A 24,394-nucleotide genomic window follows, 5' to 3' on the forward strand; every position below is an offset into this window, starting at 1 on the left:
AGACCGATCTTGTCGCAAAGACCTGTCTATCGATGGCTCCACGTCCGTTTCGAGCACCGTCCGGAATGACCCGTTCGCCCGTGTCGTACCGAATCAGCAATGAATACTTGCTGAGATCACTTCAGTGAGCACCGAACGGGATGGCTTGCCTCCACCCTGAGATCACGTTGATGGAATTCCAAGCCCACCGGCGGTCGCCACAGATTCTATTGCGGTTGCCATACCCGATCGACCTATCCAGCCACGAGCCATCCACCACCAGCATTCTGCGTTCATTACCTGAATTTGAGCGGACAACACCTTGGGCTCGGTCGGTCGTAGCATTTCATCTTGGTGGTTTGGTGGGACAGGATGCCCGCCGTGCGTGTGATGTTGACGTTGGTCGATCGTGAAGAGATCTCCCGTGGTTTGGCCGAGGGTCTGGAGTTGAAGCAGATCGCGAAGGTGATCGGTCGTGACCCGTCGGTGGTGTCGCGGGAGGTGGCCCGCCATGGTGGCCGGCAGTCGTACCGGGCGGCGGCCGCCGACGAGGAGGCTCGGGCGGGTCGGCGGCGGCCGAAGCTGCTGGCGGTGGACCGGTCGCTGCGGTTGCGGGCGGTGGTGTCGGATCTGCTGCGGCGGGGTTGGTCGCCCGCGTCGATCGCGGGCCGGCTGCCGGTCGATTGCCCGGACGATCATGCTTGTCGGGTGTCTCATGAGGCGATCTACCAGTGGGTGTACGCGCAGCCGGTGTCGACCCCTGGCCCGGGAGTTGATCAGCTTGCGGACCGGGCGTGCCGCCCGCCGTGGGGGTCGACGCCCGGATCCGGCCCCGCGGATCAGCGAGCCCCGCTACATCGACCAACGCCCCGCCGAGGTTGAAGGCCGGGCCGTACCGGGGCATTGGGAAGGTGACCTGGTCATCGGCAAGGCCGGCAAGACCGCCGTGGCTACCCTGGTCGAGCGAACCTCGCGGATGCTGATCCTCGTGCCGCTGACCGGCCGAGATTCGTTGACCGTCGGCGACGCGGTCATCGCCGCCGTCAAAGACCTACCCGCCCAGGCCCGCAAGACGCTGACCTGGGACTGCGGGTCAGAGATGGCCCGCCACAAGCAGATCACAGCCACCGCGATGCCGGTCTACTTCGCCCGACCACACTCCCCCTGGCAGCGCGGCAGCAACGAGAACCTCAACCGGATCGTCCGCGAATACTTCCCCAAAGGCATCGACATCACCTCCAACCCCGACTACCTCGCCACAGTCGCCGCAGAAATCAACGACCGGCCACGTAAAATCCTCGGCTGGAAGAAACCCTCCGAAGTATTCACCGAGCTGATCAGCTCAGATGCTTCCACCGACTGAACCTGCCCAGTCTTCGCTTTGCCTGAGTCGCTCTCAGTCGCCCAGAGACGGCATCAGCGGCCCTGACGGGCCAGTGTTTCACGTCACACTCGGCGGGCATGACAGCCTGTCAGTCGTCTATTTCCGATCATGACCAGAGGCACGCCCACCCCGAGGCTTGAATCGATTTAGGGCACGGGAGTCACACACCCATATCTGGCAGCTCTGTCAGCGCCCGATCGAACAATTCCGATCGCTAGGGCTTACGCATGACGGGCCGGCGGTAACCTGAGAAGAGCGCTCGGACAATGGCCCCGAGCGCCAGGAATGTTGGTAGAGCGAGGTAGAAAAGGACCTCAGGTAACGCCTCGGCCACGATGACGAAGATGGCGCAAACCATCAGCACCGTGCCCGGCACGGCGAGACTGGCCCACCACCGTCGCCAAGGCAGCGCCGGCGCCACTGTGAGCACCGCGTAGGGCACGCCGATGGTGGACAGCCAGCCCAAGTTCTCGAACAGCGGAACTCCGAGTACGGCGGCCAGGGTGATCAGTGGCGCCGCCAAGACCAAGGCGACTTGCCACGGCCGCGGTGGCCAGACGGCAACCGCAGCCACGACCAGCACCGGCACCACAGCCAACACGTAAATGAAAATAAAATTCAACAGGGCAATCACCCACCGCTCATCATCGACCAATCTACCCGGGGGGCGACCTAAGGTCGCCCCCCGGGTAGATTTAGCTGCTCCACGGATCGTCCGTGGGCAGCTTCTTGTCAAGACAGAAATGCCCGCTGGGGTTTTCGTTAGCATTTTGCGTTGGGTCGGCGGCCGAGAGGTCCCAAGGATTGCCGGACCGATCGGTGGCTGCTCCGCAGGGACCGAACGGGTTCGGCTTCAAGGGAAAGTCGTTGTTCGGTTCCGGGGCGGCGCTAAACTTTTGAAAGTCGCCTAGCAGCACCGGAGCCGGCGAGGCGGTCGCCGTACCGTCAATGGTCACCGCCGCTCCGTTGACGTAGAAGTACTGGTCTGGCATGTGGCTGGCCCGCAGCAACGGACGACCAGACACCTTCTTGATAGTTCCGTCAGCGCAGAAGTTGAGGCTAAGCTCCTGCCAGATCGGCGGCGCGAAGTTGAACGCTGAATCCATAACCGGATTTCTACCTGGGTCGAGGAAGGTGTTTTTGAAGTCCCGCATCGCATCGACCAGCACCTGGGGCGCCTTGGGGTTAGCGTCCAACTGGTTCACCCAGGTGTTGTACCGATCAGCGGGTACGCCGTCTTGGGCGCCGAGGAAGGGCCGGTAACCGATCGACCCGCCCGCTGTGTACAACGTCGCCACACAGGAGGCGTTGGTAGCCGACGGAATGCCGTCGGCGTCAACGGGCGTGGGCTTCTTGCCCATAAAGGCGTAAGCCCGTCCGGGCAGCACTCCGGAAGATATCGGGTCCCAGGTCGTGGTTTGACCGTAATGCGTGTTCAGGTCACGAGTAGTGAAAGTAAGGTTCGGCGGTGCCAGCCCATAGTCGGCCGAGGCTGCCGAGATCAGGTTGCGCCAAAACTCAGGCAGGTGGGTGTTTCCCGTGCGGTTCGAATACTCGACCCATTCGCTGCCATCGACAATTTTATTATTGGCGTCAACGACATAAGACGCTGTCGCGCTAGTCTTAATTTTGTACCGACCGTCGTCATCGAACCATGCGGGCCGAGTCGTTGTGGGCGGACGATCGGTGTACTTCTGAGCAAAACCTATCCAGGTACCGATACTCGTGCCATCAGGATGGACGGTGGGATTCGTCCCAGCTGCGGTCACCTGCGACCGCCACGTGGCTGAGGCGTTCTTGAGAGCGGCGCCGACGCAGTTCGTGGTCTGGGTGGCGCTGCATGCGGCGGCGTTCATGATACCGGTGGACTTGCTCAGTCCCCAGTCGTAGAGCTCCTGGCGACTCGATAGGAAACCGGCAAGCCAAGATGAAGGCGCGGCCGTGTCGATATCTTCGTCCTCATCGAACTGCGCAACCGCCTCGACCGATTGTTCCTTATACGTGCCTGTAATGGGTAGAAAAGCAACCGCGTCGAAGGCGATGTCCTTTTCTCCTGTGCCATCACTAGTGATCGAGGAAAGCTGCACCTCTGGGTAGCCGTTAAACATGAAGGCACCGATTGAGAGCCAGCGGTTGCCGCCGCTGGGCTGGACTACGATGCGCCTGCGGTCACCCTGCGCGGTCTTAACGACATAAGTCGCCTGCCGGGTTTGCGCGCCATGGTCGGGTAGAGCGATAAGCACGCGCATTGGTCCATTATGGATGGTATTCAGCTTCCAGGATGCGTTAACGCTCACTGGACCACCGGTCCGCGTGTGAGTGAACCAGAAGTGACCACCAAAGCCGCCGCCGATCTGGTGGGTGTCCACCTTGCCGGGGTAGTTGCTCTGCTCGTTGGCGGGATAGGTGAGCGTAAACGTGCCCGCATTGGTCCACGACCGCGGACAGTTAGGTCTGATCGACGGTGTGCCGTCCGGAACGTCATCGATAATTCGCGCTCCGGTCACCGGCCCGTTCCCGCACATAGGCGAGTATGAGGTGGCATCGTCTTGGTAAGGGTAACCTGGTTCGAACCGCAACAATTCATTGCCGCAGCTATAATTACAGTCCGCTTTCCACGTGGTTGGCGCATGGTACCAGCACTTCAGGTCATACTGCCCAGCAGCATTCTTGTGCGCGCATGGGCCGGCCCGCTCACCGACCACGTCCGGCGCGTTTGGTTTGTACTCTTTCCCGGGGATACAGTTGTTGGTGCTATCGCAAAACTGGTTCACCGGCGGTTTGACCGCGGCTCGGTTCGCCGGACCGCTAACGAGGTCGCCGTTCCACCAAGCCGGACGGTAACCGGAGACCAATGTGTTCGGTGCCTCTAGCGTTTCGACCGGATGGCCGGCCCACCCCAACACTTTCTCTGGGTACGGCCAGTCCTGTGGGTGAGCCGCGTCAGCGTAGCTGACGTCCAGGAACGGCGTCCGGTTGGCCGGGTAGCGCGGATTCGCAGGGTTATTGAGCCAGCCCACACCCCAGGCGCCGTCATTCGAGCCGGCCGCAGACTGGGGGTAGAAACCGGAGTTGTAGGCCCAGATTGCGAAAAACCAGTTCTCGATCTTCGACGCGTCGCCATTGTTGACGGACAAGCCCGCGCCGCGGGTCTGGTTCCATTTGTCCTGCAGGATGCGGAGGCCAGCCGCGATATTGGCGGCGAAGTCGAGCGCTACCGCCCGCTGGTGCTGGTACGGCATCGCTGTCTCGCCCGGCCGTTCCTTACCGGCCAGTCGCATGCCGTCGGTGACCTGCGAGACGCCGTAGCCGCAGTCCGCGTCGGCCCAGTTGATAGTCCAGTCGTTGGCGGTGTTGCCATCGTAGTAGTTGATGCCATAATAGTTACCAACAATCGGGTTGGCCGTCACCCCCGGCAGCGCGTGACGGGCCGCCTGCCATAAGTTGGATTCCTGCGCAAGGATGCCGAGGAACACTTGCGCAGGCACGTTGCCACCGCCGGTGAGTGCGTGTGGTGGGAAGAGCGCCTGCGGGGTGTATGCGGGCATCCCCAGATCCTTCCAGTTCGCCGGACGAGAGGTAGTCAGCACTCCGCGCACCGCCTGGTCGACCGCCCACTCAACCTGCCGAGGCTTCGGCTGCATCGCCTGGTTGCGCGGGTCATTGCGCGGCACTGAGCAGTACCGTTCGGATTCCACCAACTCGGTGGGTGAGCCGGCTGCCGCCGCAGAGCGACTCGAGGTCCGGTGCGGGATTGCGCCGGAACCGCCAGCCGCCGGATCGATGCCGTCGTTTGTCTCTGGAGTTGATGGAATGGCGGAGAAGACCACTTCTTCGTCGCTGAATACCAGATGGCCAGTGATCGCCACCGGAGTGTCCACACCCGCCCGACCCGCCGCCAGGCCCAGAGTCCGGCTCTGGGGGGTTTGAATAGCCAAAGCGCCGGTGACGGACGTTCGGGAAGAGATACCGGCCTTGACCACCCGTAGGCCGGACGGCAAGGAACCTGAGATGGTTGCGTCACCCAGGATATTCACTGGCCCCTTGACCGACGGAGCCAAGCCGAGGCCAGTAAGCGGGCCCCGGGCTACCACCTTCGGCGCCTCGGTACGCCGGCCCGCGGCGACCTGCGCCTGGGGCAGCACCCGCACCTGCGCGGCGGTGACACCACTACGTTCGAGATAGGCTACTGAGCCGTCGCGCCCGACCGTGAGTCCGTAAGCCACTCCAGCCGTCGGGGCTAGAACCCTACGAGTGCCGTCCTGTGCCACCTTCACCAGTGCCCCTGAATCAGCGGCCACGATGCCGGTGGGAGTGGGAACGGCCGAGGTCAACTCGCCGGGCACCTCGATTGGGGCCGCTACCCGGTGGGTCCGGGTGTCGATAGCCAGGATTCGAGTTGCGTCGTACTTGTCGCCGCCCTCCTGCGTCACCAGGGCCGTCGAGCCGGAACCGCAGGACGGCGAGAAGTAGGCGAGGCTGCTGCGTACCGGCAGCTTGGACACCCTGCCTGTGCGCAGGTCCACCGTGGCGGTGAATGCCCCGCGCTCGTTCAGGTCGGCGCGGTTGGTGAAAGTCCGGGGAGCATAAACTACGGTTAAGGTTCGCGCGTCGCCGGCCAGACAAGCGTTGCCGATCCATGCGTCGGCTTCGAAGCCGGGCTCGGACAGCGTGGTGGCGGTGCGCCACGCGTATCCTTCGTCAGAGTCGGCTACTAGGACGTGCAGTCCGGCCGCGTCGCCGCTGGTGGTCCATGCCCGGTCGGAGGACCGCTCCCAGCCCTTACCCTGTAGTCGGTCCCGCTGGTCACGTGGGACTGCAGGGACACCGGTAAGGGGTAGTTTGGGGCGGGCGGCCGTACCCGGCCCGGTCTTGTCATCCACGCCTACGCGGTCGCTCGCCTGACTCATAGTCGTATCGAGTGCGGGTGCCGGTTGCGGCTCGCGGAACGGTAACGCTGAACCTTCTGCGCTACCGGCCGCTGCGCCGGACACGACCGCGGCCATAGCCGTGACTGCGACAAAAGTTCGCCGGAGTAAGAGATATCTCATTATCAGATCCGTCCTCGAAACTGTTCTCCGAATACGACCAACTGCCACACGCGTTCAGATGATCGGCCGTACCCGCGAATTCCGCATTCGAGAGGGTCTCTTCTCGAATGCGGAATTCAGGCATACGTCTGGTCGGTGGACCAAAAATTAATTAGCTTTGACATGAGGTAAGGTTGAACCGCCGCTATTAAATCGGTAATTCGTTCCATCATGTCAGCTTCAAATTGATGCAGAGCGGGCTCTGTAAATTCGTGACGCCTTGACACACTAGTATCCGGGCAACAGAACGAGTTTCAATTTCAACCTTGTATTTGAACTGCAATGTTGGTGGTCACTTAGAATGCTAGTTCATCAAACGGATTTGGACACATTGGCGTTCGGTGAGGCCATGGCGCCGTGACACTAATATGTCCGACCCAGACATCACCGCATGCGTTCAGATCAAGAGTTTCGCCAGGGCGGCCCTCCGTGCCACTGGACCATGCAGCTCTACCGCCGAAATATACTACAAAATTTCCATCTTGTTGGTAGACTGCCTTCCCGTTCGCACCGATCGTCCCCGTGTTCCAATACGCTTGCTCCGCACTTCCTCCGTACGAGTGGTAGAGGACGAGATTGCCATCACTTTGCATCACCAACCTACGCCGATATACGTGGTCGTGTGCGGGTTGATCTTCTCTGTATACATAGTCATTTGCCTTTAGCGAGTTTCCTTTCGGCATTGATACTTTATATATGTTGCCCGATACCGCCCGTGCAGTCTCTGTATAGACAAAAGGCGCCAAGCAAATTGCGAATATTGAAACAACTAACGAATAGGCGCGCCTCGTCGAACAAACTTTCATACGTTGCTCCACTTCAATCTGCGCATAAATCGGTTCAGGCTAAAGCACTGCACATATTTGCGACACCTCGATACCGTTACCAAACGCAATTTTCCACAAGGCGCATGAAGCCCACATTTAGATCCACACTCGGGCCATATCCATCCAGACTGACAGATGCACCCGGCTTTCCAGCTGTGTTGGAAGACCAAACTGCATGGACACCGACGTAAATAACAAAATTGCCGTCGTTCTGATACGTCGCCCGAGCGCCTGCTCCGCGAGTTCCTGACTCCCAGCACACCTTTTTCTCAGTGCTACCGTGGTATTTATATGCGTAAAGAACAAGGTTGCCGTCAGATTGCATCGTAAAATATTTTTGCCCGAAATCGGGCTTCACCCAATAGAGGCTATGTCTCACGTAGAGCGACTCACCCCGCGGCATCTCGAATGCCCAGTCATTACTTGCTACGTCTGATTTCGTAGCCGCGGTTACCGGAGTCGTAAAAAGTCCAACTCCTATAATACTTAGTGCCCCCATGAAAGCTGTCGCGTTCCACCTCGCCATTGATTCCAACTCCATATCAATAATTGCCAAACAAAATATACCCCTACCACTATTGTCTTCGTCATCAATGACTAGGCCAAAGTAGTAATTTTAATGCGTATATGTGCGTTATGCATCGCACATATATGCCTCCGGACAGACTACTGGCCATGGACGTTTGCATCATCGAGGTGTCAGATATCTGACAATCAGATAATGATGTCAGTTAATAAAGTTATAAACTATCAAATAATAAAATTGTTATATATGCCATGATTAGGCTAACAGTATGCCGCAAGGTACTAAAAGTTCCTATCCCGATCTCTGGTTGGTCCAGTTGATCAAGCGGCGCCAGCAGATGAGGTGCAGGCGAGGCTAACGAACCCGTCGTGGAAGTCGAGGCGTCGTTCCAACGCACGGCGAGTCTGCGGAACTGGTGCAGCAGCGCGAAGGACTGTTTGACGACGTAGCGCAGCTTGCCCAGAGCCTTGATCCCGGTGGTCTTACGTCTCGGGATGATCGGCTCGGTGCCCCACTGGCGGCAGGCTAGGGAGTGTCTCGAAGTGCGCGTAGCCATTCGATGATCGCGGTGACGTGCACCATCGCCTGGTAGCGGACGGCCAACTTGTCATACCGGGTGGCCACGCCCCGGTGGCGTTTGAGGCGGTTGATGCCGCACTCCACGGCGTGACGCTGCCGGTAGATGACCGGGTCAAACGAGGGCGGCCGGCCACCGCGGGAGCCTCTGGCCCGGCGATGGGCATCCTGGTCACTCTTACTCGGGATACACGCCTTGATCCCCCGCCGGCGCAGATAGCCACGATTCGCCTGGCAGGTGTAGGCCCAGTCAGCCAGCACCCGGTCCGGGCGGCAACGCGACGCGACACTAGCCGCTATAAACTTGTTTAGCCGACAGTACCACCGGTGTCCGGAATTGCCCCGCCGGTGTCGCCATCGGTGCCACCATCAGAATTCCCGCCGCCCGTGCCGTCGTCGGGGCGGGTCGGAATGCCTGGCCGAGTTGGAAACGGAAAATTCCCGCCGCTGGGGAAATCGTCATCGCCATCGTTGTTGTTGCCGCCGTTGCCGCAGAACGGCGGGAACACGCACGGGCTCGGGTAGTTGCCGTCGCCCTTCTTGTCCGGGTTGCCGACGTTGGCCGGGGGCAGGAACTCCCGCCGCTCCTTGCCCTGCATGGCGGCGTTCATGAACTGCTTCCAGATCTTCGCTGGGGTGCCCGCGCCGAAGACGTTGCCGCCGAACCGGTCCTTGATGGCGGTGCGCTTCTTCTCGTCGCTGCCGACCCACACCGCTGCGGCGACCTGCGGCGTATAGCCGACCATCCAGGCGTCGCCGTTCTGGTCGGACTGGTTCTCGTTCAGTTCCCAGGTGCCGGTCTTGCCGGCCGACGGGTAGTTGAACAGCGTGTTGCCATCGCGGCGCGGCACTCCCTGGAGAATGCTCGTGACGTCGTCGGCGACCCCTTGGTCGATGCGCTGCTCAGGCGTCGCCCGCGCGCCGCCGACGGTCTCGAACTTCCCGGTCTGGGGGTTCTTCCGCTCGACTTTCTGGACGAAGTACGCCTTGTTGTAGACACCGCGGGCGGCGAAGGTGGCCATGCCGTTGGCGTGGTCCAGCACCGTGATCGGGTACTTGCCGAAGCCGATGTGGTTGTCGAACATCGACCGTCCTTTGTACTGGGACGGCTCCATGTTTGCAATCTCTTGAACCCGGAATCCATCCTCTTCCTGCGATGCCATGGCCCGGATGCCGGCCTTCTTGGCCATGTCGACGACCTTGTCCGGGCCGATCCGCTCGGCCACCCCGTAGAACGGGACGTTGTACGACTCGGTGGTCGAGAAGCGCAGGGTGCAGGAGTCGCCGCAGGAGGCGGCGCGGCCGGCGTTGTTGATGACCCGGCCGTCGGTGTCGCGGCGGTCGCGGCCCTTCCAGCGGGAGTCGGCGCGGTAGCCCGCCTCTAGCGCGGCGGCCAGTGTGTAGACCTTGAAGCTGGAGCCTGGCACCTGGGCTCCAAACAGCTTGCCGTCCCGGGTGTTCAGCTTGCCGTCCGCTGTATATAGCGGTTGGTTGTCGCGGGTGTTCAGGCCGGCGTAGTCGGTGGCGGCGGTGTTGTCGTTCGGGCCGCCGTAGTACGCCAGCACCTGGCCCGTCTCCGGGCTGACCGCGGCCATCGCCGCGCGCAGGTTCTTCGGCTCGTTGCGCAGGATGTCGCCCGGCTTGCTGCCCCAGCCGGCGGCCGCCTCGGCGGCGGCCTGCATCTTCGGGTTCAGCGTGGTGGTGATGCGGAAGCCCCCGCTGGCGAGCGCGTCGCGGCACTGGCCGAACGTGCAGAGCGCCTTGCCGGTCTTCGGGTCCTTCATCTGGGACAGCTCGCGGGTGATGTACGGCAGGATGATGCCCGCCGGCTTGCTCAGCCCGCACTCGACGCCGCAGGCCCGGCTGTCGATCTTCTTGGTGACCGGGTACTTGGCGACCGCCGTGCTGTACTCCTCCGGCGAGATCCAGTTGTTCTCCCGCATCCCGGCCAGCACGTACCGCCACCGGTCCTGCGCGGCCTCGGGGTTGAGGCCCGGGTCGAAGCCCTTGTGCGTCTCCGAGGGCACCGGCTGCTTGATCACCCCGGCGAGCACGGCCGACTCGGCGATGCTGAGCTTGCCGACGCTCTTGCCGAAGTACGCCTGGGCGGCGGTCTCGATGCTGTACGCGCCGCGCCCGAAGTAGATGGTGTTGAGGTAGAACTCCATGATCTCCGGCTTGCTGAACTTGTCGTTCAGCTTCGAGGCCAGGATCGCCTCCTTGACCTTGCGGGCGTACCCGTCGGCCTGGAGGTCCATCGCGTTGCGCGCGTACTGCTGGGTGATCGTCGAGGCGCCCTGCTGGTCGCCGCCGGTGATGTTGTTCCAGGCGGCCCGGCCGATGCCGACGTAGTCGATGCCGGCGTGGCTGAAGAACTTGCGGTCCTCGGCCGAGGCCACCGCCCGCTGCACCTGCGGGGGGATCTGGTCGATCTTGGTGTAGACGCGGTTCTCCGAACCGATCTTGGCGATCTCGCTGCCGTCGCCGTAGTGCAGCGTCGAGGTCAGGGCCAGTTTGTTGAAGTCGCTGGGCAGCGCGACGGTCGTGGAGTAGTACGTCAGGCCCACGACGCTGGCGCCGAGCAGCACGCCCAGGATCGAGACCGCGCCGACGATGATGTTGATCCGCCGTCGCTTCCGGGCGCGCGGATCGTTGGACGATCCTCCGAGCTGCTCGATGAACCGGCTGATCGACCCGGTGTGCGGGCCGCCCGGCCCGCCGGGGCCGCCGTACCCGCCGCCGACCGGCCGGCGGCCGCCGCCGACGCTGACCCGTGCGGTCGCCCGGCCCGACGCCGCACCGGGCGGGGCGGCCTGGGACGCGCCGGGCACGCGCGCGGAGGCGCGCGCGCCGCCGACCGTGGCCCGGCCGGCCGGCGCGACCGGCACCGAGGCCGCCATGGTCGACGTACTGACCGAGGCGCGCGCGGAAGCGCGGCCGCCCGTACCGAGCCAGTCGTCGCCGCCGGACGACGGGTCGCCCAGGTCGGCGTTCACGTCACCGTAGGAGTTCATTCGTCACACCCTGCTGTAGCAATGACGCCGTCACGCCCCACCTTGCTGGTGGTAGTACGGACGCGTCGGTCAGGCCGTTCACCACGACGGCGGCCGATGTCGGCCGATGTCGGCACCCCCTCGTCCCCGGTGTCCGGGTTCTTCCCGCGGGGGTAGTGCTCACGTAGATGATTCCAGCCGCAGCCCCGGCAGACCTCGACCACGTAGACCAGAAACTCGTCGACGGTCGCGGCCAGCTCGGCCAACTCGGCGAGGCGGCGTGCCTGCCCGGCCGACTGCCGGAGCGCCTCACCGTACGCGAAGTGGACCAGCGTCAGGTGCGCGCGCCGACAGACCGGGCAGCGCTGGTCGGTCGGTTCCCCGTGGAACCGCGCGGCGCTGCGCAGATAGGGCGATGCGTCGCAGATCTCCCCCGTCGCCACCAGCCCGCGGCCGTGGTCGCGCAGCACCGCCCGCTTCCTCAGCGAGTAGTCGACGACCTGGTGCTGCGCGGACATGGCTGAAGGGTACGCGGAACACCCCAGCTAGGCGACCTTCGCCGAGGACGGCCGAGGCGAGAATCACCTTCGCCGATGTTCGGCACCCCCGGTTGCGGCCCGCGGAGCCAGGATCTAACGTGACGATGTATCGGCGCGATACATCGCGTGATACGTCGCGCAATACATTCGGTGATCGGGGAGGGGCGCAGTGCTGGAACTCGCCATCCTCGGCCTGCTCTGCGAGACGCCGATGCACGGGTACGAGCTGCGCAAGGAGCTGACCACCAAGCTCGGCGCGTTCCGGGCGGCGATCAGCTACGGCACGCTGTACCCGACCCTGCGGCGGCTGCGCCTGGCCGGCCTCATCAGCGAGCTGGCCGACGACGACAGCGCCGCGGGCGCGCCCCCGCTCACCAGCCGCCGCGGCCGGGTCGTCTACAAGATCACCGCCGAGGGCAAGGAGCGGCTCACCGCCCTGCTCGCCTGCACCGGCCCGGAGACGTACGACGACGAGGGCTTCGGGGTGCACTTCGCCTTCTTCGCCCGCACCGACCGGGCCACCCGGCTGCGCATCCTGGAGGGCCGGCGGCGCCGGATCGAGGAGCGCCGCGAGGGCCTGCGCGACGTCCTCGGCCGCGCCGCCGAGCGCCTGGACACCTACACGCTCGCCCTCCAGCGGCACGGGCTGGACGCCTGCGAGCGCGAGGTGCGCTGGCTGGAGGAGCTGATCGCGCACGAGCGGTCCGGCCTGCCCCAGCCCACCGACCACACCCCGCCCGGGGACAGCCGGAGCGGTCGCCAACCATGAGAGCCGGCGGCCGCCGTCCGCGGCCGCCAACGAGAAGGAGGCACACGATGGGCTCCGTCCGCGTCGCCATCGTCGGAGTCGGGAACTGCGCGTCTTCCCTGGTGCAGGGAGTGCAGTACTACCGCGACGCCGACCCGCACCAGCGCGTCCCGGGTCTGATGCACGTCCAGTTCGGCGACTACCACGTCCGGGACGTGGAGTTCGTCGCCGCCTTCGACGTGGACGCCAAGAAGGTCGGCCGCGACGTGGCCGAGGCGATCGTCGCCAGCGAGAACAACACGATCAAGCTGTGCGACGTACCGCCGACCGGCGTCACCGTGCAGCGCGGCCCGACCCACGACGGCCTGGGCCTGTACTACCGCGAGATCATCGAGGAGTCCGACGAGCAGCCGGTCGACGTGGTCGCCGCGCTGCGCGAGGCACGCGCCGACGTGGTCGTCGCCTACCTGCCGGTCGGCTCCGAGGACGCGGCGAAGTTCTACGCCCAGGCGGCCATCGACGCGGGCTGCGCGTTCGTCAACGCCCTGCCGGTGTTCATCGCCTCCGACCCGGTCTGGGCGCAGAAGTTCACCGACGCCGGGCTGCCGATCGTCGGCGACGACATCAAGTCCCAGGTCGGGGCGACGATCGTGCACCGGGCGCTGGCGAAGCTGTTCGAGGACCGGGGGGTGGAGCTGCTGCGCACGTACCAGCTCAACTTCGGCGGGAACATGGACTTCATGAACATGCTGGAGCGCAACCGCCTGCTGTCGAAGAAGATCTCCAAGACGCAGTCGGTGACCTCGCAGATCCCGCACGAGATGACCAAGGGCGACGTCCACATCGGGCCGAGCGACCACGTGCCGTGGCTGGACGACCGCAAGTGGGCGTACATCCGGCTGGAGGGCCGCTCGTTCGGCGACGTGCCGCTGAACGCCGAGCTGAAGCTGGAGGTGTGGGACTCGCCGAACTCGGCGGGCGTCATCATCGACGCGGTCCGCGCCGCGAAGATCGCCCTGGACCGCAAGGTCGGCGGGCCGATCCTGTCGGCGTCGAGCTACTTCATGAAGTCGCCGCCGGAGCAGTACGCCGACCACGACGCCCACCAGGCGGTCGAGGCGTTCATCCAGGGCGACGTCACCCACTGAGGCGGGAACGCGAAGCGGGCGGTCCCCCACAGGACCGCCCGCTTCAGGGACGGGTTCGGGTACCGACTCCACCGACGGACGCGCTCACCCGCGTCCCACCCGCCCCGGTGCGCCCGGGCGCACATCTTGAGTGCGCTACGCGCACTCGACCCACTCCCGGCGCGCTACGCGCACGTGACCCGATGCAGGCGCGCTACGCGCACGTGACCCACTGCAGGCCCAGCGCGACGCTCGGGGTCTCCGGCGCCTCGCTGTACGTGGAGACGCTGACGAGCTGGGTGTTCTTGCCCATGAAGTGGCGCAGCGCGTTGTCCACGAGGAACGGCTTCACCGGGGCGGCGCCGCAGCCGCGGACCGGCTCGACGATCGCCAGCGACGTCGTGGCGACCTCCTTGTGCGGCCCGTCGAGGCTGTCCGAGTCGAGCAGGCCGGCCTCGCCGTCGGTGCGGTAGTGGAAGGTGTTGCTGGAGTAGGTGCCCTTCTCGACCTGGTAGTCGACCGTCTGGGTGCCCGCGCCGAGCTGGTAGCCGTAGCCGGCCGCCGGGGTGATCGCCAGGCTCAGGGCGCACTGGGAGACGGCCGCCTTCGGCAGGTTCAGGCCCGCCTTGGCCTGGTGGCCGCGGTACCGGATCTCCAGCTTGCCGTCCTTCTCCGCGGCGGTGACGGTGTCCGGGGCGCAGCCGCTGCCGCTGGCGGCGGTGACGGCGACGGAGCCGGAGACCGCGGCGGCGGCGGGCGCGGCGGACAGTGTGGCGGCGATCAGGCCGGCGACACCGGCGGCGAGACCGAGGGTACGGACAGACATGGCAACTCTCCTGGATGGCGAGGGGACTGGAACGGAGGGAAGGCTAACCTTACTAAGAGGTCGACCGACGCGAATGTGACCGACACCGCATGGGCCGCGCGGGCCGCGGGCCGCCGGTGGTGCCCCGGTGCCACGCTGGTCCCATGCGACTGATCGAGATCGACGACGTCCGGGACGCGGCCCAGGTGATCGAGGGCGAGGTGGTCCGCACCCCGCTGCTGCGCGCCGACGAATCCCTCTGGCTCAAGCCCGAGAACCTCCAGCCGACCGGCGCGTTCAAGCTGCGCGGCGCCACGTACGCGCTCAGCCGGCTCTCCGCACAGGCCCGCCGCGCGGGCGTCGTGACCCACTCCTCCGGCAACCACGCCTACGCGCTCGCGCACGCCGCCGCCCGGTACGGCACGCCGATGGTCGCGGTGATGCCGGAGGTCACCACCGCCGTCAAGCGCGAGGCCGTACGCGCCCGCGGCGCGCAGATCGTCCTGGTCCCCGCCGCCGAGCGGGAGTCGCGGACGGCCGCGCTGGCCGCCGCGCGCGGCCTGACGGTCGTCCCGCCCTACGACCACCCCGACGTCATCGCCGGCCAGGGGACCGTCGGCCTGGAGATCGTCGCGGACCTGCCCGACGTGGACGTCGTGCTGGTGCCCGTCGGCGGCGGCGGGCTGTCGGCCGGGGTCGCCACCGCCGTCGCCGCGCTGCGCCCGTCGGCGAAGGTGATCGGCGTGGAGCCCGCGCTCGCCGCCGACGCCGCCGAGAGCCTGCGTACCGGCACGCTGTGCGAGTGGCCGGTCGCGCAGCGCGCCCGCACCAGCGCCGAGGGCCTGCGCGGCTCCCTCTCGGCGCTGACGCTCGCGCACCTGCGCGCCCGGCTCGACCGCATCGTCACAGTCACCGAGGACGAGATCGCCGCGGCCGTACCGTGGCTGGCCGCGCGCGGCCGGGTGGTCGCCGAGCCCAGCGGCGCCGTGGCCACCGCGGCGTACCTCCACCACCGGTCGGCGCTGCCCCCGGGCCGGACCGTCGCCGTCGTCTCGGGGGGCAACGTGGATCCGGCGGCGTTCGCCGCGGCGCTGCGGGGTGGCGAAATCAGGGATGGTGCGCAGCGCGACTAATCGGATCGCCCGCCGCAATCCGCGCGCGAACACGGCAACGACCAGGCGCGGATGCGGAGGGTGACGGGCGCCGAGGAGGCCGGCGGCGTCGGCACCGGAGAAGTGGGCGGTGCGGCGGGTCGGCGGCGTCGGTAGGTTCCGTCGACATGAGACGTGCCCTCGCCACCCTCGCCACCGCCCTGACCCCCGCGCTCGCCCTGGCCGCCGCGGCAGCGCCGGCCCAGGCCGCCGCCGGCCTGGACTGGAAGCCCTCGACCACCGGCGTCGAGAGCCCGCTGTTCGGCCTGTCGGCGGTCAGCGACCGGGTCGCCTGGGCCGGCGGCTCCGGCGGCGTCCTGCTGCGGACCGCCGACGGCGGCGGCGCCTGGCAGAACGTCAGCCCGCCGAACAGCGCCGACGCCGACTTCCGCGACATCGAGGCGATCTCCGACCGGGAGGCGGTGGCGCTGTCCGCCGGCGCCGGCGGGCTCGGGCGCGTGTACCGGACCGACGACGGCGGCGCCACCTGGACGGAGACGTTCCGCAGCGTCGAGGAGAAGTCCTTCTACAACTGCGTCGCCTTCTTCGACGCCCAGCGCGGCATCGCGATGTCCGACCCCGTCGGCGGGAAGTTCCGCATCATCACGACCGCCGACGGGGGCCGGAGCTGGTCCGTGGTACCGGACGCCGGGATGCCGGCCTCCCCCGAGGGCGAGTACGGCTTCTCCGGGTCCGGCTCGTGCCTGGTCACGCCGCCCGGCGCCCCGACCGGCACCGCGGTCTTCGCCAGCGGCGGCAGCGTCACGTCGCGGTACTTCCATACGACCGACTACGGCGTGACCTGGACCGCCGCCCCGACCGGCTTCCCGGCCGCCGAGTACGGCGGCGTGCACAGCCTCGCCTTCCGCGGCGGCAGGGGCGTCGCCGTGGGCGGCGACAGCCAGGCCGCGCCCGGCGCCTCCGGCGGCGCGGCGGTCAGCGGGGACAACGGCTTCACCTGGGCGATGGCCGCCGCCCGGCCGGCGGACTTCCGCGGCGCGGCCGCGTGGGTGTCGGACAGCACGGTCGTGGCGGTCGGCCCCACGGGCAGCGACGCCAGCACCGACGGCGGCAACACCTGGGCGCCGTTCTCCAACGCGGCCCTGACCAACGTCGCCTGCGCCGCCTCGGGCGGCTGCTTCGCGGTCGGCCCCAAGGGCGCCGCGGCGACCCTGGTCGGCACCCGCTGACTCCGCCCGTTCCCGAGCGGCCCGCGGTTTCCCGCGGGCCGCTCGCCCGTGTACGCCATCGACGAACGACGGTAGGTTTCCGCCATGCGACGTGCCCTCACCTTCGCCACTGTCCTCTCCCTCGCCACTGTCCTGACCCTCGCCACCCCGCCGGCCCTCGCCGCCGCGCCCGCGCTCGCCGCGCCGCTCGCCGACGCGACCGCCCCCGGCTCCGCGGTGCCGGCCGCGACCCGCCAGGCCGGCGCGGCGCCGGCCTGGAACCCGCGGCCGACCGGCGTGGACAGTCGCCTGCGCGGGCTGGCGCCCGTGGACGACGCGGTCGCCTGGGCGGCCGGCAGCAAGGGCGCGGTCCTGCGGACCACCGACGGCGGCGCCCACTGGGTGCTCCTCCCCATCCCCGGCGCCGAGGCGATGGACTTCCGCGACGTGGTGGCCTGGGACGCCCAGCGGGCGCTCGTGCTGTCCGTCGGCGACGGCGGGTCCTCCCGGATCTACCGCACCCGCGACGGCGGCCGCACCTGGACCGAGGGCTTCCGCAACGCCGACCCCAAGGCGTTCTACGACTGCATGTCCTTCTTCGACACCCGCCACGGCCTGGCGCTCTCCGACGCCGTCGACGGGCGGTTCCGGATCATCGCCACCGACAACGGCGGCGATAGCTGGCAGGTCCTGCCCACCGACGGGATGCCGGCGGCCCAGGACGGCGAGAGCGCCTTCGCGGCCAGCGGCACCTGCCTGGTCGCCCAGCGGGGCGGGCAGGCGGCGTGGTTCGCCACCACGGGCAAGCCGTTCTCCCGGGTGTTCCGCACCGCCGACCGGGGCCTGACCTGGTCGGTGACCGACAGCCCGGTACCGGGCGGCGGCACGAGCGGGATCTACACGCTGGCGATGCGCGACTGGTGGCGCGGGGTGGCGCTGGGCGGCGACTACACCCGGCCGACCGAGGCGCCGCAGCACGCCGCGCTCACCGGCGACTCCGGCCGCGGCTGGCAGCCGGCCGGCCGGGCGCCGGGCGAGTACCGCTCCGGCGCCGCCTGGGTCGGCCGCTCCGAGACGGTCCTGGCCGTCGGCCCGACGGGAAGCGACGTCAGCGCCGACGGCGGCCGGACCTGGACCCGCTTCGACACCGGCAGCTACGACGCGGTGGAGTGCACCGCCGCGGGCGCGTGCTGGGCCACCGGCGAGCAGGGCCGCGCCGCGACCCTGGCCCGCTGACCCGGGGGCCTGGCGAGCAGGGCCGCGCCGCGACCCTGGCTCGCTCACCCGGGGACCTGGCCCGCTGACCCGGGGCCGACAGGCTGCCCCGGGGCCGATGGCCGGGAGCGGCCCGGGGCGCAGGACCCCGGATGACGGCCAACCGGCCACCATCCGGGGCTTTCGCCCGGCCGGGCCGGCGGGTCGCGGGACCATCGGCGGTGTCGCCCGTTGTACCGGGCGCAACCGCACGAGACGAGGTGGCCCCGATGCCCGCAGTGACCCGCGCGCTCGTCGCGCTCCTGGCCGGCGCCGCCGGCTCCCTGGTGGCGGCGCCGGCCGGCGCCGCCACCCCGCCGATCATGATCACGAAGATCTACTACGACCCGCCCGGCGCGGACACCCCGCGCACCAACGCGCGGCTCAACCGGGAGTACATCCAGCTCAGGAGCAACCGGTCGGTGCCGACGAACCTGTACCGCTGGTGGCTCAGGGACGCCCAGGGGCACCGGTACACGTTCGCCGGCCCGTCGGTCCTGGGCGCCGGCCGGACGGTGGTCCTGCGCACCGGCACGGGCACCAACACGAGCACGACCCGGTACTGGGGCCTGGGCAACTACGTCTGGAACAACACCGGGACCGACTCCGCGCGGCTGTACAACCCGGTGAACGCGCTCGTCGACTCCTGCTCGTACCGCGGCGGCGGGACGTACGCCGCCTGCTGACCGGCCCCGCTAGCCGTCCCGGCCGGCGGCCCAGGCGCGCAGCGCCTCCTCGGCCTCGTCCCGGGTCAGCGGCCCGCGCTCCAGCCGCAGCTCCTTCAAATACCGCCACGCCTGCCCGACCACCGGCCCCGGCGGCACCCCGAGCAGCTCCATGATCGCGTTGCCGTCGAGGTCGGGCCGGACCCGGGCCAGGTCCTCCTCGGCGGCGATCCGGGCGATCCGCTCCTCCAGCGCGTCGTAGTCGGCGGCCAGCGCCGCCGCCTTGCGCCGGTTCCGGGTGGTGCAGTCCGACCGGGTGAGCAGGTGCAGCCGGGAGAGCAGCGGGCCGGCGTCGGTGACGTACCGGCGCACCGCCGAGTCGGTCCACTCGCCCCGGCCGTACCCGTAGAAGCGCAGGTGCAGCGCCACCAGCCCGGTCACGTCGGCGATGACGTCCTTGGGGTACCGCATCGCCTTCATCCGCAGCCGGGTCATCCGGGCGCCGACCACCTCGTGGTGGTGGAAGCTGACCCGCCCGTCCCCGGCGACGGCCTTGGTCGCCGGCTTGCCGACGTCGTGCATGAGCGCGGCCATCCGCAGGACGAAGTCCGGCCCGGTCCCGGCCTCCAGCCGGACCGCGTTGGCCACCACGGTGAGGGTGTGCTCGTAGACGTCCTTGTGCTGGGCGTGCTCGTCGATCTCCAGCTTCAGCCCGGACAGCTCCGGCAGGAAGCGGTCGGCCAGGCCGGTGTCGGCCAGCAGCCGCAGGCCGGTCACCGGGTCGGCGCCGCGCATCAGCTTGGTGAACTCGTCGCGGATCCGCTCGGCGGTGATCCGGTCCAGGTCGGCGGCCATCGCCGCCATCGCCGCGCGCACGGCCGGGTCGACCGCGAACCGGAGCTGTGCCGCGAACCGGGCCGCGCGCAGCATCCGCAGCGGGTCGTCGCCGAACGACGACTCCGGGGTACCGGGCGTGCGCAGCACGCGGGCGGCGAGGTCGGCCAGGCCGCCGTGCGGGTCGGTGAACTCCCGGCCGGGCACGCTGACGGCCATCGCGTTGACCGTGAAGTCCCGGCGGGCCAGGTCGTCGCGGAGGTTGTCGCCGTAGGCCACCACCGGGTTGCGGGTCACCCCGTCGTACGCCTCCGCGCGGTACGTGGTGATCTCCAGTCGCAGGCCGCGCCGGGCAACGCCGATGGTGCCGAAGTCGCGGCCCGTCTCCCAGATCGCGTCGGCCCAGCCCTGGACGATCCGCAGGGTGTCCTCGGGCCGCGCGTCGGTGCAGAAGTCGAGGTCGTCGCCGAGCCGGTCCAGCAGCGCGTCCCGGACGGATCCCCCGACCAGGTGGAGCGCGAAGCCGGCGTCGGCGAACCGCCGGCCGAGTTCGTCGGCGACGGGCGAGACCCGCAGCAGTTCGGCTACGGCGCGGTGCTGCGCCGCGGTCAGCGCGGCGGCACCGGTGGGGGTGGGTGGGTTCGCGGAGGACATGGGTCATGCAGCCTAACGGCTCCCGGCGCGCCGTCACTAAGGTGGGCGGGACGCCCACAAGGAGGTCCCGTGTGACTGGCCGCGTGTACCGCAGTTCCCGCTCCGGCGGCGGCGACCAGCCCGACCCGCCGGCGCCCCCGGCCGGGGCCGGCGTGGCCGGGCACAGCGCGACCATGGCCGTCCTCAGCCTGGTCTCGCGCGGCACGGGCTTCCTGCGGACCGCGGCCGTGGTGGCGGCCGTCGGCGCGCTCACCGTCGGCGACGCGTACGGCACCGCCCAGTTCTTCCCCGCGATGATCTACGAGTTCCTGCTCGGCGGCATCCTGTCCAGCGTGCTGGTGCCGGTGCTGGTCCGGCGGCGCCGGGCCGACGCGGACGGCGGGCAGGAGTACGCCCAGCGGCTGCTGTCGCTCGCGGTGCTCGCGCTGGGCGCGGCGACGGTGCTGGCGGTGGTGGCCGCGCCGCTGCTGACGGCGGTGTTCGCGGGCGCGGGCAGCGGCGAGCAGTTCCGCCGCGTGGTGACGCTGCTGTCGTACCTGATGCTGCCGATGATGTTCTTCTCCGGGCTGTCGGCGCTGTTCACGGCGATCCTCAACACCCGCGGCCACTTCGCCGCCCCGACGTGGGCGCCGATCCTCAACAACCTGGTCGTGATCGTGACGGCCGGCCTGTTCTACGCCGCGTACGGGCCCGGGCGGCCGGAGCTGACCGACATGTCGGCCGGCCCGGTGCTGCTGCTCGGCGGCGGCACGCTGCTGGGCGTCGCCGTGCAGGCCGCCGGCATGTGGCCGGCGCTGCGCCGGGTGGGCTTCGGCTGGCGGTGGCGGGGCGAGTTCCGCAAGCTGGAGCTGTCCGAGCTGGGGCGGCTCGGCGCCTGGATGTTCTGCTACGTCGCGGTGAGCCAGGTCGGGGTGCTGGTCCTGCTGCGGCTGCTCAACAGCGCGGCCAGCGAGCCGGGCGGCGCGGCCGGCGTGATGATCTACAACAACGCCTACCTGCTGATGATGATGGCCCACGGCATCGTGGCGGTCTCGCTCATCACGGCGCTGCTGCCGCGGATGAGCGCCGCGGCGGCGGACTTCCGCCTCACCGACCTCGCCGCCGACCTGTCCCGCGGCGTCCGCACCGCGACCGCCGTGCTCGCCCCGGTCGTGGTCGTCTTCGGCGTGCTCGCGCTGCCGATCGCGGTGACCCTGTTCGAGCACGGCGCGGTCGAGGCGGCGGAGTCGCGCCGGCTCGCCGACGTCCTAGTGGTCGCCGCGGTGGCGCTGATCCCGTTCGCGCTGAGCCAGTTGTTCACCTTCGCCTTCTACGCGCTGCCCGACACCCGCACGCCCGCGCTGGTCAACATTCCGGTCGTCGCGCTGCGGGTGCTCGTCCAGGTGGCGCTGTTCTACGCGCTGGGCAGCGCGCTGACGGCGGTCGGCGTGATGGTCGGCAACGCCGTGTCCTACGTCGCCGCGGCGGTGGTCTCGGCGACCCTCCTGCGCGGACGGATCGGTCGGATCGGACTGCGCGGCATCGTCACGACCTTTGCCAAGATCACGGTCGCCGCGGGCGGGGCGGGGCTCGCCGGCTGGCTCGTCACCGGCCTGCTCCCGGGTGGGGAGAATCTCAGCGGCGGCCAGGCGGTGAGCCATTTGGCGCTCGGCGGCGTGGTAATAGGTGGCGCGTACCTGGGGCTGGCCCGGTTGCTGCGGCTGCGGGAGATCGACGAAGTGCTCGGTCTGGTGGTCCGAAAGCTGCGACGATAGGGTCCAGCCGCCCCGACGACATGTCGGAGGTCTACCCCTGACGGGTATCGTGCGGTGCATGGCGTCGGGTGGACCGGCGACACGGGCGGGAGTGGCCACGCCGGCGGCCGGAGCCGGCGACACGACGGCCCCGAGGAGGACGGGTGACGCAGGTCGAGCAGGACCGCGGTGCCGACGAGGTGCTGGCGGACGCCCCGGCGCAGGACGCGCCCCGGGTGGGCGACCTGCTCGCCGACCGCTACGAACTGGCCGCCCACATCAGCGAGGACGCCGTCGGCCGCCAGGTGTGGCGCGGCATCGACGTCATCCTGCGCCGCCCCGTGGCGGTGGTGCTGCGGTACCCCGGCGGTGCGCTGGCGGCCGAGATGCTCAAGGCCGCCGTCGCCGCGAGCCGCGTCGTGCACCCCAACCTCGTCGGCGTGTACGACGCCGTGGACGAGGCAGCCCGGGCGTTCGTCGTCCGGGAGTGGGTCGAGGGCGCGTCGCTGCGCGAGACCCTGGCGGCCGAGGGTCCACTGGACCCGGCCCGGGCCACGACCATCGCGCACGCCGTCGCCGCGGCGGTGGCGGCGGTGCACGCCACCGGCATGCTGCATGGCAACATCCACCCCGGCACGGTCCTCATCGCGCAGGACGGCCGGGTGGTCCTCGCCGACGCGCGCGCCGACCGCGACACGACCGCGGGGACCGACGTCCGCTGCGTCGGCGCGGTGCTGTACTTCGCGCTGACCGGCCACTGGCCCGCCGCCGAGGTCCCGGCCGCGCCGGGGGTGCCCGACGCGGTCCGCGACTCCGCCGGCCACGCGGTGGCCCCGCGGCAGATGCGGGCCGGGGTGCCCGACCACCTCGACGCGTTCGCCGCCGACCTGATCGACCCGCGCCACGAGCCGCCGCCGGCCGACCTGGTGGCGGGCGACCTGGCCCACTTCGACAGCGCGGCGACCGACGCCTTCCTCGACGAGCCGAGCCCGGTCCGGTTCGGCGACGAGGCGCTCGGCCTGCGGCGGCGGGGCGGGCGGACCCCGTTCGCCAAGCTCGCCGTGGGCATCGCGGCGCTGCTGGTACTCGCCGTGGCCGGCACCTACATCGGGGTCCGGCTGATGGCCGGCGGCACACCCGGCGACGCCGCGTCCGGCGGCCCCGCGGGCGGCCCGGCGCCGTCGGCGTCGGCCGGGGCGGCCCTCGACCCCCGGCCGATCCCGCTCAGCGGCGCCCAGGTCCGCATCGTCGACCCCGGCGGCACCCGCAGCGAACTGGAGGACGCCGACCGCACCGTGGACGGCCGGTCCAGCACGGCGTGGGAGACCGAGCGGTACACCTCGCCGCTGACCGCCGTGAAGCCCGGGATGGGCATCCTCATCGACCTCGGCGGCCCGCGCCGGGTCAGCTCGGTGCGCGCCGAGTTCGCCACGGCCGGCGCGGCGGTCAGCCTGCGCCACGGCGAGCGCGACCCGGGGCCCGGCGTGTCCGGCGACCGCGAGGTCCTGGCGTCGTACCGGAACCTCACCCGGGCAGTCACCACCAGCGGGACCTGGGCATACGGCGGATTCGACCCCAACGCGACGTACCGTTACCTCATGCTCTGGTTCACCGCGCTGCCCGCCGACGGCACGGGCGGCTACCAGCTCGCCGTACAGGAGATCACGGTCGAGGGCCCGTGACCGCGCCGGACACCAGCGACCTCGATCTGCTGCGCGCCCACGTGGCGGGCGACCCGTACGCGTTCGCCACCCTGTTCCACCGCCACCGGGACCGGCTCTGGGCGGCGGCGATCCGCACCCTGCGCGACCGGGACGAGGCCGAGGACGCCCTCCAGGACGCGCTGCTGTCCGCCCACCGGGCCGCCCCGCGGTTCCGCGGCGACTCGGCGGTCACCACCTGGCTCCACCGCATCGTGGTCAACGCCTGCCTCGACCGCATCAGGCGCCGCAAGGCCCACCCGACGGTGGCGCTCGGCGACGGCAGCCACGACGACGACGCACCCAGCGCGCCGGAGCCGGTGGCGCCGGCCCCGGACCACGACACCCGGCTCGTCATCTGGCAGGCGCTGGGCCAGCTCCCGCCCGAGCAGCGGGCCGCGCTCGTCATGGTGGACGTGCACGGGTACGCCGTCGCCGAGACCGCGACGATGCTCGGCATCGCCGAGGGGACCGTCAAGAGCCGCTGCGCGCGGGGGCGCGCGAGGCTCGCCGTGATTCTGGGCCACCTCCGCCAAGAATCCACACCGATCGATGGGAACCCAGGCCGTACCTGAGGCGTCGGACCCAGTACAGGAGCGGAGGGCGGCGGTCATCGCCGCACGATTCGCGGACCAGGAGG

Annotated in this window: 16 protein-coding genes and 2 pseudogenes; 10 read left to right on the top strand and 8 right to left on the bottom strand. The window is 68.8% G+C overall.

Going from position 1 to position 24,394, the window contains the following annotated elements; translation table 11 throughout:
- The first annotated feature begins 369 nt into the window (after nt 1-369).
- Nucleotides 370-1,342 (top strand): annotated as a pseudogene (locus tag IEY75_RS21565) (IS30 family transposase).
- A 235-nt stretch (nt 1,343-1,577) separates the two neighbouring features.
- Here the strand turns inward: IEY75_RS21565 and IEY75_RS18720 are convergent.
- The 6 genes and pseudogenes from IEY75_RS18720 to IEY75_RS18745 all read right to left on the bottom strand — a co-directional run bounded on the left by IEY75_RS18720 (nt 1,578) and on the right by IEY75_RS18745 (nt 11,893).
- Nucleotides 1,578-1,997, bottom strand: coding sequence for a hypothetical protein (locus tag IEY75_RS18720; protein WP_189115698.1), 420 nt, complete (start codon nt 1,995-1,997; stop codon nt 1,578-1,580).
- A 61-nt stretch (nt 1,998-2,058) separates the two neighbouring features.
- The gene (locus tag IEY75_RS18725) at nt 2,059-6,246 is read right to left on the bottom strand and encodes a golvesin C-terminal-like domain-containing protein (RefSeq protein WP_229789890.1); all 4,188 of its coding nucleotides are present in this window, start codon (nt 6,244-6,246) and stop codon (nt 2,059-2,061) included.
- Between the two features lie 1,089 nt (nt 6,247-7,335).
- Nucleotides 7,336-7,638, bottom strand: a complete 303-nt coding sequence (locus tag IEY75_RS18730; RefSeq protein ID WP_189115700.1) for a hypothetical protein — start codon at nt 7,636-7,638, stop codon at nt 7,336-7,338.
- Nucleotides 7,639-8,331: 693 nt separating this feature from the next.
- A pseudogene (locus tag IEY75_RS18735) lies at nt 8,332-8,661 on the bottom strand (transposase); the annotation flags it as partial.
- A gap of 29 nt (nt 8,662-8,690) precedes the next feature.
- Nucleotides 8,691-11,396 (bottom strand): transglycosylase domain-containing protein, encoded by a 2,706-nt coding sequence (locus tag IEY75_RS18740; RefSeq protein ID WP_189115701.1) that lies wholly within the window; start codon nt 11,394-11,396, stop codon nt 8,691-8,693.
- Entirely contained in the window at nt 11,393-11,893 is a 501-nt protein-coding gene (locus IEY75_RS18745; protein WP_189115702.1) for a DUF5318 family protein, read from the bottom strand. Before IEY75_RS18745 ends, IEY75_RS18740 begins: the two co-directional genes overlap by 4 nt.
- A gap of 232 nt (nt 11,894-12,125) precedes the next feature.
- Between IEY75_RS18745 and IEY75_RS18750 the strand changes: the two genes are divergently transcribed.
- The gene (locus tag IEY75_RS18750; RefSeq protein WP_373290302.1) at nt 12,126-12,683 is read left to right on the top strand and encodes a PadR family transcriptional regulator; all 558 of its coding nucleotides are present in this window, start codon (nt 12,126-12,128) and stop codon (nt 12,681-12,683) included.
- A 47-nt stretch (nt 12,684-12,730) separates the two neighbouring features.
- Nucleotides 12,731-13,810 carry an inositol-3-phosphate synthase gene (locus IEY75_RS18755; RefSeq protein WP_189115704.1) on the top strand — a complete coding sequence of 360 codons (1,080 nt, stop codon included), beginning with the start codon at nt 12,731-12,733 and terminating at the stop codon, nt 13,808-13,810.
- Nucleotides 13,811-14,003: 193 nt separating this feature from the next.
- Here the strand turns inward: IEY75_RS18755 and IEY75_RS18760 are convergent, their stop codons facing one another.
- Nucleotides 14,004-14,615, bottom strand: a complete 612-nt coding sequence (locus IEY75_RS18760) for a DUF4360 domain-containing protein (protein ID WP_189115705.1) — start codon at nt 14,613-14,615, stop codon at nt 14,004-14,006.
- Between the two features lie 143 nt (nt 14,616-14,758).
- Here IEY75_RS18760 and IEY75_RS18765 point away from each other — a divergent pair, with 143 nt between their 5' ends.
- From IEY75_RS18765 to IEY75_RS18780, 4 genes are all read left to right on the top strand, one after another.
- A complete protein-coding gene (locus tag IEY75_RS18765) occupies nt 14,759-15,727 on the top strand; it encodes a threonine ammonia-lyase (protein ID WP_189115706.1) in 969 nt (322 codons plus the stop codon).
- Between the two features lie 146 nt (nt 15,728-15,873).
- Complete coding sequence (locus IEY75_RS18770) at nt 15,874-16,935, top strand: WD40/YVTN/BNR-like repeat-containing protein (RefSeq protein WP_189115707.1); 1,062 nt, start codon at nt 15,874-15,876, stop codon at nt 16,933-16,935.
- Between the two features lie 84 nt (nt 16,936-17,019).
- A complete protein-coding gene (locus IEY75_RS18775) occupies nt 17,020-18,150 on the top strand; it encodes a beta propeller repeat protein (protein WP_229789891.1) in 1,131 nt (376 codons plus the stop codon).
- A gap of 248 nt (nt 18,151-18,398) precedes the next feature.
- Nucleotides 18,399-18,854, top strand: coding sequence for a lamin tail domain-containing protein (locus IEY75_RS18780; RefSeq protein ID WP_229789892.1), 456 nt, complete (start codon nt 18,399-18,401; stop codon nt 18,852-18,854).
- Nucleotides 18,855-18,863: 9 nt separating this feature from the next.
- Here IEY75_RS18780 and IEY75_RS18785 read toward each other — a convergent pair whose 3' ends face one another.
- Entirely contained in the window at nt 18,864-20,321 is a 1,458-nt protein-coding gene (locus IEY75_RS18785) for a CCA tRNA nucleotidyltransferase (protein WP_189115708.1), read from the bottom strand.
- A 71-nt stretch (nt 20,322-20,392) separates the two neighbouring features.
- On the opposite strand from IEY75_RS18785, the gene murJ reads away from it, so the two are divergent.
- The 3 genes from murJ to sigM all read left to right on the top strand — a co-directional run bounded on the left by murJ (nt 20,393) and on the right by sigM (nt 24,329).
- Nucleotides 20,393-22,075: a murein biosynthesis integral membrane protein MurJ gene (gene murJ, locus IEY75_RS18790; protein WP_229789893.1), complete on the top strand. Its 1,683-nt coding sequence runs from the start codon at nt 20,393-20,395 to the stop codon at nt 22,073-22,075.
- Nucleotides 22,076-22,218: 143 nt separating this feature from the next.
- The gene (locus IEY75_RS18795; protein ID WP_189115710.1) at nt 22,219-23,736 is read left to right on the top strand and encodes a protein kinase family protein; all 1,518 of its coding nucleotides are present in this window, start codon (nt 22,219-22,221) and stop codon (nt 23,734-23,736) included.
- Nucleotides 23,733-24,329, top strand: a complete 597-nt coding sequence (gene sigM / locus IEY75_RS18800; RefSeq protein ID WP_189115711.1) for an RNA polymerase sigma factor SigM — start codon at nt 23,733-23,735, stop codon at nt 24,327-24,329. Before IEY75_RS18795 ends, sigM begins: the two co-directional genes overlap by 4 nt.
- Nucleotides 24,330-24,394: the final 65 nt, after the last annotated feature.

Source organism: Pilimelia terevasa (genome assembly GCF_014647915.1).
GTDB classification, from domain to species: domain Bacteria; phylum Actinomycetota; class Actinomycetes; order Mycobacteriales; family Micromonosporaceae; genus Pilimelia; species Pilimelia terevasa.